This window comes from Agromyces sp. NPDC127015, from assembly GCF_042725165.1.
GTDB lineage: Bacteria > Actinomycetota > Actinomycetes > Actinomycetales > Microbacteriaceae > Agromyces > Agromyces chromiiresistens.
Genome location: NZ_JBHXDI010000002.1, coordinates 522,388 through 534,891 on the forward strand (window position 1 = coordinate 522,388; position 12,504 = coordinate 534,891).

Genomic DNA, 12,504 nt, shown 5'->3' on the forward strand with positions numbered 1-12,504 from the left:
TCCTCGTCCGTTCCGTGTCCGTGCGCATCGGTGACGGGCGTCAGCCCTGGCACTGCTCCGCTTCGGTCTTCTCGCAGATGTCGCGGATCGTGTCGTAGTACTCGTCGTCGACGGGCACCGTCGCGTAGAACACGCTGCGGAAGGCGTCGCTGTCGGCCGACTCGACGCCCGAGGCGATGATGTCGTCGATCGTGACCTCGCCGAGGATGTCGGTGAGCTGCGACTTCAGCTCCTCCGGGAGCGTGTCGGAGACGACGATCGGGGCGCCCGGCACCATGGTCTCGGCGATGACCTCGACCTTGTCGCTCTTGGCGACCTCGCTGTCCTCGGCGAAGCCCGCCTCGCACTCGACGCCCTCGCCGGTCTTCGTGACCGAGACGTCGTGCTTGCCCGCGAACACCGGGGTGACGTCGGTCTCGGGGTCGATGCCCTCCTCGAGCAGGTTGTAGCTCGGGAAGAGGTAGCCCGACGTCGACGACGGGTCGACGAAGCAGACCTTCTTGCCCGCGAACCCGGCGAGGTCGGTGATGTCCGAGCCCTTGGGCACGATCGCCTGCGAGTAGTAGCCGGGCTCCTGGCCCTCCGCGGTGACGATCGACGAGATCGGGGTGATCGCGGCGCCGTTGTTGGTCGCGGTGACGTAGGTGAAGCCCGAGAAGCTCGCGACGTCGATCTTGCCGGCGACGGCGGCCTCGATGAGTGCCGCGTAGTCGGTCGACTCGTGGTACTCGACGGTCTTGCCGGTCTCGGCGGCGATGTAGTCCATGAGCGGCTGGTAGTTCGTCTCGGTGTCGACCGAGTCGGGCACGACGCCGAAGACGAGCGTGTTCTCGTCGACCGCGAACGTCGCGTCGCCCGAGCCCGACGCCGCGTCGCCCGACCCCTCGGAGGCGTTCGCCGAGGTGCAGGCCGCGAGGCCGACGGTGAGGAGGGCCGCTGCTGCGACGGCCGTCCAGCTCTTGGTGGTGAGTTGCATCGGAGACCTTTCGTGAACCCCGGCCCGGATCTCGAGCGCAGGCGGTGCGTGTTCCGATGCCTCACGGTAGGCAGCGGGCGCCAACGGCACGGGGCGCCGCGGTTACCGGCCGGTGAACCCGGTGGGGCGGGTCGGCGACGGGAGGTCGTGGGCGGCGGATGCCCCGGCTCAGCGCCGCAGGCGCGAAGGGCCCGACGCGGCGCCCAGGCCGACGACGACGATGCCCGCGAAGAGCCAGCCGTACCGCCCCGAGACGACCCCGATGACGCCGAGCACGAGCCCGACGGCGACGAGCACCCGCGAGACGACGAGGCGCACCCGCGGCCTCGCGAAGAACCGCGGGCGCGGGCGGGCGCCGCCGTCGCCGTTCATGCGCCGAGGGCGAACGTCGTGCCCGTCGCCCCTTCGGCGAACGTCCAGAACCGTGCCGCGATCGCGGCGTCGGTCGAGGTGCGCGTCGGCGTCTGCAGGGTCGGCGGGCCCTTCACCGCGTAGCGCGGCCCCCAGAACTGCCCGCCCTGCGCCTCGGGTGCGGTGAGCGCGTGCAGCGTGATCTCCGCGCCGCGATGCTTGCCCTGCGCCCACGCCGCCTGCAGGGCGTCGGCGAAGCGTGCGCCCGCGGTCGGCTCGTTGACCCCGGGCACGCGCGGCGTGCGCCCGCTGATGGAGTAGCCGGGGTGCGCGACGAGGCTCGAGATCGGCAGCCCGGCCGCGCGCAACCGCCGGTCGAGCTCGAAGGCGAACACCTGCGTCGCGATCTTCGACTGCGCGTAGGCGCGCCAGAAGTCGTAGCCGCGTTCGAGCTGCAGGTCGTCGACGCGGAAGGTCGACAGCCGACTCGACAGCGAGCCCAGCGAGACGATGCGGGCGCCGTCGGCCAGGTGCGGCACGAGGTCGGCGAGCAGTGCGAAATGCCCGAGCACGTTCGTCGCGAGCACGAGCTCGTTGCCGTCGGGCGAGGTCAGTCGTTCGCCCGGGGTGTGCACCATGCCCGCGTTCGCGACGACGCCGTCGAGCGGCGGGCGGTGCGCGAGCCGTCGCGCGGCGACGCGCACCGAGGCGAGCGAGGCGACGTCGACGACGAGCGGTTCGACGGATGCCTCGGGTCGCGCCGTCCGGATCGCGGCCATGGCCGCCTCGAGGCGCTCGGGGCTGCGCCCGGCGAGGAGCACGTGCGCACCGGCGCCGGCCAGGCGTGCGGCGGTGAAGAAGCCGAGGCCCGCGTTCGCGCCCGTGACGAGGTACCGCCTGCCGGCCTGCGGCGGCAGTGCGGTCGGGTACCAGTTCACCGGTCGCCCGCGATCACAGGTCGCGCTCGCCGCCGCCGTTCGCGAGCTCCTCGTGGTGCTGGATCACTTCGGCGACGACGAAGTTGAACCATTTCTCGGCGAAGGCCGGATCGAGGTGCGCGTCGATCGCGAGCGCCCGCAGGCGGGCGATCTGGCGCTGCTCGCGGGCGGGGTCGCTCGGCGGCAGGCCGTGGGTCGCCTTCAGCCGGCCGACCTGCTGCGTGAACTTGAAGCGCTCGGCCAGCAGGTGGATGAGCGCCGCGTCGATGTTGTCGATGCTCGAGCGGATGCCGAGCAGCTCGCTCATCGCGGCGTCCCGGTCGTCGAATGCGGCATCGTCAGTCATGCTTCGAGCGTACTTCGCGTCGGTCGGGTCGCGCGAAGTCGCGGGACGCACGATGTCGTTGGAACCGGACATGGCGCAGCCGGGTGCCGCAGGCGTAGCGTCGGGCGTGGAGGTGGTCGTGATGGGTGATCGGAGCGGCAGCGGTGCGGTGGTCGGCGGGGGCGCGATCTACGGCCTCGGCATCTTCGGGGCGTGGTTCTACTTCTTCGGCCAGGCCGACGAGTTCTGGGAGTTCGTCTGGGCGTTCTTCCAAGGGCTCTTGTGGCCGGCGTTCATGGTCTTCGACCTGTTCACGGCCCTGAACTCCTGACCGCCCGGGCCACCGGCCCGAGCGATCAGGACCAGGTCAGGATGCCGCGGCCGAGGTGCGCGCGAGCATCGGCCGCGTCGCGGCGAGGCCGAGCCAGACCACGCCGATGCCCGCCGCGAGCACGGCGGCGATCACGACGAGCGCGAGCGGCTGCACGATCAGCGCGGCGCCCGTGAGCGGCAGCATGACGAAGGCGGCGATCAGCGCCGACCCGATCGCGGTGATGCGCAGCGGCGACATGACGGCTCGCCGCCGGGCGGCGTCCATCGTCGCCTCCGGCATGCCGAGCATGTCGAGCGAGCGATACAGGTCGCGCCGGTCGAGGATGCCGGCCGCCTGGTTGACGCCCACCGAGCAGGCGACCATGAGGAACGACCCGACCACGGTGATGAGGATGCCGGTGCGGATGTCGGCGAACAGCTCGAGCGACTCGCGGTCGACGCCGGCGCCCGCGAGGTCGACGATCGCGAGGCCGACCCCGGCGAAGACCGCCATGAAGCTCGTCATCGCGACGCCCGACACCTGGCGCCAGGCCGCCTTCGGCGACTCGAGCACGGTGCGTGCCGCGAGCAGTTGCGCGGGGCGCTTGGCGCGCCTGGCCTGGCCCTTCGCCACGAGCCGGATGACCCACGGCCCCACGAGGTTCAGCACCGCGAGCGTTCCGCCGAAGCCCGCGGCGAGGATGGCGATGAGCACGATGGCCGAGCCCGCGACCTGCAGCGCACCCATGAGCCCGAACGAGACGAGCACGACGACCGCGCCGATCGCGAAGCGCAGCCACGAGAGCTTCGGCGCGTCCTGCCTGGTGCGCACGCCGAGCGGCGAGATGACCACCCTGCGGAGGCCGAGCACGGCGCTCACCGCGGCGAGGGCGACGATGCCGGCCGTCACACCGGCGAGCACGGGCCACCCGAGCAGCACGCCGTCGATGCCGAGCGGCTCGCCGCGGAACGGCACGAGGGCGAGCAGCGGCACGATCAGGAAGTAGAGCACCACTCCGCCGACCGCGCCGGCGAGCGCGAGCACCGCCGACTCGACGACGGCGAGGGCCGACACGGTCGCGGGGGTCGCGCCGAGCAGGCGCAGCGTCGAGAGGCGGTCGTCGCGCCGGCGCGCCGACAACCGTGCGGCCGCCCCGCCGAGCGAGGCGAGCGGCACGACGAGCAGCACGAGCGCGACGACCGCGAGCAGCTGGTAGGTGAAGGCGATGTCGTCGGTCCACGTCCAGAACGTCTGCGCGCCGCCGAGCACGGTGAGCAGCAGCCCCGTCACGATCGCGAACGCCGTGACGGGCAGCGCGAGCGTCGCGACGCCCGCCGAGCCGGGGCGGGCGAACAGCCAGGCGACTCGCGCGATCACGCCCGCACCTCCGATGCGGCGCCGGTCGAGGCATCCGCCCCGGTCGCAGCCGCCGCCTGCGGAACCGAGCCCGCGGCGCCGGCGGGCACCCGCTCGCCGACGATCCGCCCGTCGCGCATGTCGACGATGCGCGAGCATCGCCCCGCGACATCCGCATCGTGGGTGACGACCACGAGGGTGCGCCCCTGGCCGGTCGTCGAGTCGAGGAGCGCCTGCATCACCTCGGCGGAGGTCGCCGAGTCGAGCGCTCCGGTCGGCTCATCGGCGAAGACGACGGTCGCGCCGGTCACCTGCGCCCGCGCGATCGCCACGCGCTGGGCCTGTCCGCCCGACAGCTGCCCGATGCGGCGCTCTTCGAGACCGCCGAGTCCGAGGGCGGCGAGCCAGCCCCGGCCGTACTCCTCGGCGCGGGCCCGAGGCATCCCGTTCAGCATGAGGGCCAGCGCGACGTTCTCGACCGCCGTGAGCTCGGGGATCAGCAGGCCCTGCTGGAACACGAAGCCGAACGCCTCGCGACGCAGCCGCGAGCGTTCGCGCTCGCCGAGCGCGGTGACCTCGACGCGTCCCGCGCCCGAGAGGAACGACACCGAGCCGGTGTCGGCCGGCACGATGCCCGCGAGGCAGTGCAGCAGGGTCGTCTTGCCCGATCCCGAGGCGCCCATGATGGCGAGCGACTCGCCCGTGCGAACGCGCAGGTCGACGCCCCCGAGGGCGCGGGTCTGGCCGTAGGTCTTGACGAGGCCGGATGCCTCGAGCACGAAGGAACTCATACCCTCGAGCCTGCCCGGCACGGCCGCGGGGGCGCGTCGGGCGCGAGTCGCATCTCGCGCCCGACCCGTCATCCCTCCGGATGATCTGCGACGGTCCGCAGCACGCCGAGGACCAGGCGGCGCATTCGCGCCTGAGCGACATCTTCCGAGATTCGGCCGCCGTCTCGCAGCAGGCTCCAGGTGCGCACGTCGAGCGCCGTCGCGAGGAGCTCGGCGGTGTCCTCGCGATCCGACTCCGCGGCCGCGGCGATTTGAGCCGCGAAGGCGCGACAGACCCACTCCCGGTGGTATCGGCCACCGCCTTCGAGACCTTCGGCGATGAGCGGATTCCGATCGGCGATGGCGATTCCGCGCATCACCGCGGCCCCGGCCACCTCGTACTCGGCGAACACCGCGGCCACGGCGGCGTCGATGTCGCCGTGCGGCGGGACTCCGCGGAGTCCTGCCACCCAGGGCAGGAACCGCTCCCGAGCGACGGCGGCGAACAAGCCGCTCTTCGAGCCGAAGTGGTTCACGACGGTCTGGGTGGAGACGCCGGCCTGCTCGGCCGCGGCCGCAAGCGTGACCGCGTCGAAGCTCTTCTCGTTGAGCGCCATGACGGCGTCCAGGATGGCCTCGCGAGTGCGGGCGAGCCCATCCTCTCGAACCCGAGACCGGTACGACCGCTTCGGAGCAGCAGATTCTCTTGCACGAGCCACAAATCAATTGTACGCTATTCAAACGACCCGAACATCGACGCTTCTCCGGGAGGCCTCATGTTCTCGATACTGCTCGCGGCGCATGCCCTCGACGGCCACACCGGACCGATGCTTCCGCTCGCGCAACACCTCGCCGATGCCGGACATCGCGTGCGGTTCCTCTCCGGCGAGCGGTACGCGGAGCGCATTCGGCGCGCAGGGGCGGAATTCGTGCCCTGGCCGCGCGACGCGTGCGCCGACCACGAAGGACACCTGCGCACCATCGAAGCCGAGGGCCGTCGCAACAGGGGCGTGCGACAGCTCGCGCGCGACGTGGAGGTCGAGTTCCTCGCGCCCGGTCCAGGGCAGTACCGGGCCATCCGCTCCGCCATCGCCGCCGAGCCCGTGGACGCCGTGATCGCGGAGAACATGGTCGTCGGAGCGACCCTCCTCGCCAGAGACCCGAAGCCGCATCCACCCGTCATCATGTGCGGCATCTCGGTGCTCGGCTTCACCAGCCCCGATGCTCCGCCGGTCTTCCTCGGCCTGCAACCGCGCGACGACTGGTTGGGCCGGGCGCGCAACCGGCTGCTGTACACGCTGATCCAGAAGGTGCTCCTGCGCCACCCGCAACGGGTCGCGGAACGCATCCGCCACGACGTCATCGGGCTCGACACCGGCGTGTTCTTCATGGACTCGGCGCGCTTCGCGGATCGATACGCGCAGTTCACCGTTCCCGGGTTCGAATACCCTCGCCACGACCTTCCGCCGAACGTGGTCTTCACCGGCCCGATGCTCGGTCTTCCTGCCCGGGCAGGCGAGCTGCCGCCCTGGTGGGGCGACCTGGACGGTCGAACCGTCGTCCACGTGAGTCAGGGCACGCTGGCGAACACGAATCCCGAAGAACTGCTCGGCCCGACCCTGCGGGCGCTCGCGGACCGCGATCTGCTCGTGGTCGCGACGACGGGCGGGCTCCCGGTCGAGTCGCTCGGTACGCTGCCCCGGAACGCCCGTGCCGCCGAGTTCATCCCGCACGACGCCCTGATGCCGAGAACGTCGGTGTTCGTGACCAACGGCGGGTATGGCGGCGTCCATGCGGCGCTCGCACGCGGTGTGCCCCTCGTCGTCGCCGGCGACACCGAGGACAAGAAGGACGTCGCTGCGAGAATCGCGTGGTCCGGTGTCGGCATCAACCTGCGCACCGGCCTGCCCGGGGAGTCGTCGATCGCGGATGCGGTGGAGACCGTGCTGCAGACCCCGTCGTACCGGGAGCAGGCGGAGACCATCGCGGCCGAGATCGCGGCGTCGCCCGGCGCGGCCGGAGTCGAACGCATGATCGCCGAGACGGCCGCCGCCGGGCGCGGCCCTGAGGATGCGATCACCTCGCTCGACGAGCCGTGATGTCAGCGCGGCGTCGCCCGGCGCACCACGAAGTACCCGGCGATGCCGACCACGACGGCGAGCACGAGCACGATCCCGAAGAGTCCGCCGAGGCCGATGGCGGCGAACCATGAGGCGACCGCGGGGCCCGACCCGGTCAGCGTGATCGCCGCGACGGCCGCGAGCACGAGCGCGAGCACGCTGAAGAGCAGGGTCATCATGCCCTTCATCCGCCACCGCATGTACACCGTGGTGACGGCGGCGCCGATGAACAGCACGAACAGCTGCAGCGAGAAGGTCGTGTAGAAGTCGAACAGCCAGCCCGACTGGCCGTACCAGAGGGCATCGAACATGCCCGCGCCGATCCACCAGCCGTCGGTCGCCTGCTCGATCTGCACGAGGGTCGCGATCGCGACCGCCATCTCGGTCGAGACGAACAGGAACATGATGCTCATGCCAAGCCAGTAGTCGCGTCGCGTCGACCCGAAGCCGAGCGCGAACGAGAGGGTGTAGGCGACGGCCTGCACGCCGACGACGACGAGGTACCACTGCGGTGAGAGCACCGCCCAGCTGTAGCGCATCCCCTCCTGCATCTCGTCGACGGGGGCCCCTGCCGCGTGGGCGATGAGGGCGATCAGCATCGTGACGACCCAGGCGCCGCCGAGGATCATCCACGGAACGCCGAAGAAGACGGTGGGATTGACGGCGAGCAGGCGCACGATGCGCCAGATCTCGCCTGGCCGCACCCGGTCGGCCACGAGGGCTCCTCGCTCGGCGGCGGCGGTGGCGACGGCGGTCATGCTGCGGCCTCCTGTTCGGTCGTACCGGCGAGATCGGTGCCGGTGAGGTGGACGATGAGCTGCTGGAGCGAGACCGGCGCGAGCTCGAGCCCGAGTTCGGCGGCACGCACGCGTTCGGCCTGGTCGAGCCGTTCGTCGATGGTGACCGATGCGAGCCCGCCGAGGCGCTCACGCCCGATCACGGGGCGGTCGGCGACGAACTGCTCGACGACGGCGCTCGCGCCGGCGATCGTGGTCGCCGACCCGCGCACCTCCTCGGCGTCGCGGTCGAGCAGGATGCGGCCCTGGTCGATGAGGATGATGTGCTCGAGGAGGTTCGCGACCTCGTCGATCAGGTGCGTCGAGAGCACGATCGTGCGCGGGTGCTCGGCGTAGTCCTCGAGCAGCCGGTCGTAGAAGATGTGCCGGGCCACCGCGTCGAGGCCGAGGTACGGCTCGTCGAAGAAGGTGAGCGGTGCGCGCGAGGCGAGGCCGACGATGACACCCACGGCGCTCAGCTGGCCGCGGCTCAGCTTCTTGATGCGGCGCTTCACCGGCAGCCGGAAGTCGGCGATGAGCCGCTCGGCGAAGTCCTGGTCCCAGTTCTCGAAGAACCACGGGGCGGCCCTGAAGACGTGCTTCGGCGCGAAGTCCTCGGGGTAGCGCTGCGCCTCGGCGATGAAGCAGAGTCGGCGCAGCACGTCGGCGTGCTCGGCGGGCGTTCGGCCGAACACCTCGATCTCGCCCCCGTTCGGGAAGAGCTGCCCGGTGAGCAACTGCATGATCGTCGTCTTGCCGGCGCCGTTGCGACCGAGCAAGCCGTAGATGCGATGCTCATGCAGCTCGAAGTCGACGCCGTCGATGGCGGTGAAGTCGCCGTAGCGCTTGGTGAGGCCGGTGGCGCGGGCCACGGTGGCGGTCATGATGCGGTCCTCTCGGATCGGAGTGCGGCGAGCATGCCCGCCAGGTCGTCGACGTCGATGCCGAGCTTCTCGGCCTCGACGAGGAGGGGTTTCAGGTACTGGGCGCTGAACTCGGCCCGCCGTCGCGCGACGAGGCGCTCGCGGGCACCGGCGGTCACGAACATGCCGATCCCCCGTCGCTTCTCCACGAATCCGTCGTCGACAAGACGACCCACCCCCTTCAGTGCAGTGGCCGGATTCACCCGCAGGAAGCTCGCGAACTCGTTGATCGACGGGATCTGCGACCCTTCGGGCAGCGCCCCGTCGATGATGTCGTTCTCGAGCTGTTCGGCGATCTGGATGAAGATCGGACGCGAGTCGTCCATTCCGGCCCATCTGGTGCGTCTGCGAACATCGATTCGCATGTTGGTTAGTTACTACAGTAACTAACCAACCATCCTCACCGGGATCTGTCAACCCCCGGTCGGCCGAGGAGGCGTGCAGCGCCATCCACATCGAGACCACACCCCGCGACGCACCCCGTCGGTCGAGGAGGCGCGCAGCGCCATATCGAGACCACACCCTGCGACCGCGATCGCACGGGGCGGTGTTCCCCTGCAAGACGTGTGCACAAGTGGACTTGTCGACAACCAAGGTGTGCACAAGCGGACTTGTCGACAACCAAGGTGTGCACAAGCGGACTTGTCGACAACCGCCCAGGAGAGTTCCCTCCCGGTCGAGTACCGCGCACCGCCGCCGCCCCTGCGCCCGCGCAGCGCGCAGCGCGCAGCGCCCTATCGAGAGACCACGCCCCTGCCGGAGGTCTCGATACGCGCTCTGCGCTACTCGACCGACCGGCGCCGTCCCAGACGCAGCCGCCCCTGCGCGAGCAGGATGCCGACGAGCACGAGCAGCGCCCCGAGCGGCTCGTGCCAGCTGAACCGCTCGCCGAGGAGCAGCACCCCGAGTGCCACCCCGACGACCGGGGTCACGTACGTCACCGTCGAGGTGCCGGTCGGCCCCCAGGCGCGCAGCACGTTGATGTTCCAGATGTAGGCGAGGCCCGTGCCGAGCACGCCGAGGGCGACGAGCGAGAGGCCGACCGCCCAGTCGAGCTCGATCGGGCCGATCGCGAGCCATGGGGTGAGCGCGAGCATCACGACCGCCGAGACCCCGATCGACAGGAAGGCGAACGTCGCCGGCGCGATCGGCCGATGGCTCAGGAACTTGCGCTGGTACCCGAACGTGAAGCCGTAGCAGGCGGTCGCGACGAGGCAGGCGAGCTGCCCCGCGAGGCTGCCGGTGAGCGCGTGGTACTGCCACGGCCCGATCACGACGACGACGCCGAGGATGCCGACGCCCACGCCGACCCACCGGCTGAGCCCGAGCCGCTCGACGCGGAAGACGAGCGTCGCCATGAGCGCCGTCATGATCGGCGTGGTCGCGTTGTAGATCGACGCGAGGCTCGACGACACGTACTGCTCGGCCCACGCGAAGCAGAGGTACGGGATCACGCACGTCGTGAACGACACGACGAGGAAGTGCACCCACACGATCGGTTCGCGCGGCAGCACCGGACCGGGCGTGCCGTCGACGCCGGGCACCCGCGGCCTCGTCACGGCCACGATGACGCCGAGTGCGAGCGCGCCGAGCACCACGCGCGACCACGCGACCTGCCCGAACGAGACCCCGCCGAGCGCGACCTTCATGAACAGGAAGCTGGAACCCCACACGAGCCCCATCGCGAGGAACTGCAGCCATGTCGACAGCCGGTTCGGCTTCGACGGCGCGGATGCCTCGGCGGCGGCTTCGACGGACTCGGTGGTGCTCACCCGACGAGGCTACGGCGGCCGGAAGGCCGCCGGAACCGCTGCGGAACGCGCTGTCCGGAATCCGCCGAAGAACGGCAGCCCCGAGGCATCCGGCACCCCTCGTCACCGAGCGCGCGCGGGCATAGGCTGGCGCCCATGAGCGAATACGACGTCGTCCTCCTCGGCGCGGGCCCCGGCGGCTACGTGGCCGCGATCCGTGCCGCACAGCTCGGCCTGAGCGTGGCCGTCATCGAAGAGCGGTATTGGGGCGGCGTGTGCCTCAACGTGGGCTGCATCCCCTCGAAGGCGCTGCTGCGCAACGCCGAGCTCGCGCACATCTTCCACGACCAGGCCGCGACCTTCGGCATCTCGGGCGACGTGCAGTTCGACTTCGGCGCCGCGTTCGACCGCAGCCGCCAGGTGTCGGAGAAGCACGTCAAGGGCGTGCACTTCCTGATGAAGAAGAACGGCATCACCGAGATCGACGGCCGCGGCGTCTTCCGCGACGCGAACACGATCGACGTGACGAAGGCCGACGGCTCGGTCGAGACGGTCTCGTTCCGCAACGCGATCATCGCGACCGGCTCGCAGGTGCGGCTCCTGCCCGGCGTGCAGCTCTCGCAGAACGTCGTCACCTACGAGACGCAGATCCTCACGCGCGAACTCCCCCGCTCGATCGCGATCGTCGGCGCGGGCGCGATCGGCATGGAGTTCGCCTACGTGCTGCGCAACTACGGCGTGCAGGTCACCGTCATCGAGTTCCTCGACCGCGCCCTCCCGAACGAGGACGTCGAGGTCTCGAAGGAGATCACGCGGCAGTACCGCAACCTCGGCATCCCGATCCTCGCGTCGACCAAGGTCGAGAGCGTCGTCGACAACGGGTCGTCGGTCACCGTCGCGTACACCGGCTCCGACGGACAGCCGGGATCGATCGAGGCCGACAAGGCCCTCATCTCGGTCGGCTTCGCACCGAACGTCGACGGGATCGGGCTCGAGAACGCCGGCGTGCAGCTCACCGAGCGCGGCGCGATCGCCATCGACGAGCGCATGCGCACGAACGTGCCGCACATCTACGCGATCGGCGACGTCACGGCGAAGCTCATGCTCGCCCACGTCGCGGAGGCGCAGGGCGTCGTCGCCGCCGAGACGATCGGCGACGCCGAGACGATGGAGCTCGGCGACTACCGGATGATGCCGAGAGCGACCTTCTGCTCGCCGCAGGTCGCGAGCTTCGGGCTCACCGAGCAGCAAGCCCGCGACGAGGGCTACGACGTGGTCGTCGCGAAGTTCCCGTTCTCGGCGAACGGCAAGGCGAACGGCCTCGGCGACCCGGTCGGCTTCGTGAAGCTCGTCGCCGACAGGCAGCACCTCGAACTGCTCGGCGGACACCTGATCGGCCCCGACGTCTCGGAGCTGCTGCCCGAGCTCACGCTCGCCCAGAAGTGGGACCTCGGCGCGCTCGAGCTCGCCCGCAACGTGCACACCCACCCGACCCTGTCGGAGGCGCTGCAGGAGGCGTTCCACGGCCTCGCCGGCCACATGATCAACATGTAGCGCGGTCGGTCGGGCAGGCGCGAAGCACCGTATCGACACCACCGCACCTCACCAGAACGAGAGGCATCTCCATGAACTGGGTACTCATCATCGTCGGCGCGCTGCTCACCCTCACCGGCGCTGTCTGGCTGTTCCAGGGGATCGGCCTGCTGCCGGGTTCCGTCATGACCGGGGCGACGCTCTGGGTGATCCTCGGCGCGCTCGTCGCGGCCGTGGGCCTCGGCCTCATGGGGTGGGCCATCGCCCGCCAGCGCCGCCCGCGCCCCTGATCGAAACGAGCGGGGCGGATGCCTCGGCACTCGGCCGAGGCATCCGCCCCTGTTCCATCGACGCGACCGGGCAGGCGGGCGG

Annotated in this window: 15 protein-coding genes; 4 read left to right on the top strand and 11 right to left on the bottom strand. The window is 70.7% G+C overall.

Annotated features, from left to right (window positions below; translation table 11 throughout):
- Positions 1–40 precede the first annotated feature (40 nt).
- From ACFWGP_RS08655 to ACFWGP_RS08670, 4 genes are all read right to left on the bottom strand, one after another.
- Positions 41–976: a phosphate/phosphite/phosphonate ABC transporter substrate-binding protein gene (locus ACFWGP_RS08655; RefSeq protein ID WP_231429653.1), complete on the bottom strand. Its 936-nt coding sequence runs from the start codon at positions 974–976 to the stop codon at positions 41–43.
- Positions 977–1,144: 168 nt separating this feature from the next.
- Entirely contained in the window at positions 1,145–1,348 is a 204-nt protein-coding gene (locus ACFWGP_RS08660) for a hypothetical protein (protein WP_376930671.1), read from the bottom strand.
- Positions 1,345–2,265, bottom strand: coding sequence for an SDR family NAD(P)-dependent oxidoreductase (locus tag ACFWGP_RS08665; RefSeq protein ID WP_231429651.1), 921 nt, complete (start codon positions 2,263–2,265; stop codon positions 1,345–1,347). Before ACFWGP_RS08665 ends, ACFWGP_RS08660 begins: the two co-directional genes overlap by 4 nt.
- 13 nt (positions 2,266–2,278) lie before the next feature.
- Positions 2,279–2,611: a chorismate mutase gene (locus ACFWGP_RS08670; RefSeq protein WP_231429650.1), complete on the bottom strand. Its 333-nt coding sequence runs from the start codon at positions 2,609–2,611 to the stop codon at positions 2,279–2,281.
- A gap of 121 nt (positions 2,612–2,732) precedes the next feature.
- On the opposite strand from ACFWGP_RS08670, the gene ACFWGP_RS08675 reads away from it, so the two are divergent.
- Positions 2,733–2,921 carry a hypothetical protein gene (locus ACFWGP_RS08675; protein WP_231429649.1) on the top strand — a complete coding sequence of 63 codons (189 nt, stop codon included), beginning with the start codon at positions 2,733–2,735 and terminating at the stop codon, positions 2,919–2,921.
- Positions 2,922–2,957: 36 nt separating this feature from the next.
- Here the strand turns inward: ACFWGP_RS08675 and ACFWGP_RS08680 are convergent, their stop codons facing one another.
- The 3 genes from ACFWGP_RS08680 to ACFWGP_RS08690 form a co-directional block, all read right to left on the bottom strand.
- On the bottom strand, positions 2,958–4,280 hold the full coding sequence (locus tag ACFWGP_RS08680) for an FtsX-like permease family protein (RefSeq protein WP_376930672.1): 1,323 nt from the start codon (positions 4,278–4,280) through the stop codon (positions 2,958–2,960).
- The gene (locus ACFWGP_RS08685; protein ID WP_231429647.1) at positions 4,277–5,050 is read right to left on the bottom strand and encodes an ABC transporter ATP-binding protein; all 774 of its coding nucleotides are present in this window, start codon (positions 5,048–5,050) and stop codon (positions 4,277–4,279) included. The genes ACFWGP_RS08680 and ACFWGP_RS08685 overlap by 4 nt, the downstream gene beginning before the upstream one ends.
- A 68-nt stretch (positions 5,051–5,118) precedes the next feature.
- A complete protein-coding gene (locus tag ACFWGP_RS08690; protein ID WP_376930673.1) occupies positions 5,119–5,646 on the bottom strand; it encodes a TetR/AcrR family transcriptional regulator in 528 nt (175 codons plus the stop codon).
- A gap of 159 nt (positions 5,647–5,805) precedes the next feature.
- On the opposite strand from ACFWGP_RS08690, the gene ACFWGP_RS08695 reads away from it, so the two are divergent.
- Entirely contained in the window at positions 5,806–7,128 is a 1,323-nt protein-coding gene (locus tag ACFWGP_RS08695; protein WP_376930674.1) for a nucleotide disphospho-sugar-binding domain-containing protein, read from the top strand.
- 2 nt (positions 7,129–7,130) lie between these two features.
- Here the strand turns inward: ACFWGP_RS08695 and ACFWGP_RS08700 are convergent, their stop codons facing one another.
- The 4 genes from ACFWGP_RS08700 to ACFWGP_RS08715 all read right to left on the bottom strand — a co-directional run bounded on the left by ACFWGP_RS08700 (position 7,131) and on the right by ACFWGP_RS08715 (position 10,557).
- Complete coding sequence (locus tag ACFWGP_RS08700; RefSeq protein ID WP_231429645.1) at positions 7,131–7,907, bottom strand: hypothetical protein; 777 nt, start codon at positions 7,905–7,907, stop codon at positions 7,131–7,133.
- Positions 7,904–8,809 (bottom strand): ABC transporter ATP-binding protein, encoded by a 906-nt coding sequence (locus ACFWGP_RS08705; RefSeq protein WP_376930675.1) that lies wholly within the window; start codon positions 8,807–8,809, stop codon positions 7,904–7,906. The genes ACFWGP_RS08700 and ACFWGP_RS08705 overlap by 4 nt, the downstream gene beginning before the upstream one ends.
- Positions 8,806–9,174, bottom strand: a complete 369-nt coding sequence (locus ACFWGP_RS08710) for a GntR family transcriptional regulator (RefSeq protein ID WP_376930676.1) — start codon at positions 9,172–9,174, stop codon at positions 8,806–8,808. Before ACFWGP_RS08710 ends, ACFWGP_RS08705 begins: the two co-directional genes overlap by 4 nt.
- A gap of 456 nt (positions 9,175–9,630) precedes the next feature.
- Positions 9,631–10,557 (bottom strand): DMT family transporter, encoded by a 927-nt coding sequence (locus ACFWGP_RS08715; RefSeq protein ID WP_376930757.1) that lies wholly within the window; start codon positions 10,555–10,557, stop codon positions 9,631–9,633.
- Positions 10,558–10,755: 198 nt separating this feature from the next.
- Between ACFWGP_RS08715 and lpdA the strand changes: the two genes are divergently transcribed.
- The gene (gene lpdA / locus ACFWGP_RS08720; RefSeq protein WP_376930677.1) at positions 10,756–12,153 is read left to right on the top strand and encodes a dihydrolipoyl dehydrogenase; all 1,398 of its coding nucleotides are present in this window, start codon (positions 10,756–10,758) and stop codon (positions 12,151–12,153) included.
- A 71-nt stretch (positions 12,154–12,224) separates the two neighbouring features.
- Positions 12,225–12,422: a hypothetical protein gene (locus ACFWGP_RS08725; RefSeq protein WP_376930678.1), complete on the top strand. Its 198-nt coding sequence runs from the start codon at positions 12,225–12,227 to the stop codon at positions 12,420–12,422.
- Positions 12,423–12,504 lie beyond the last annotated feature (82 nt).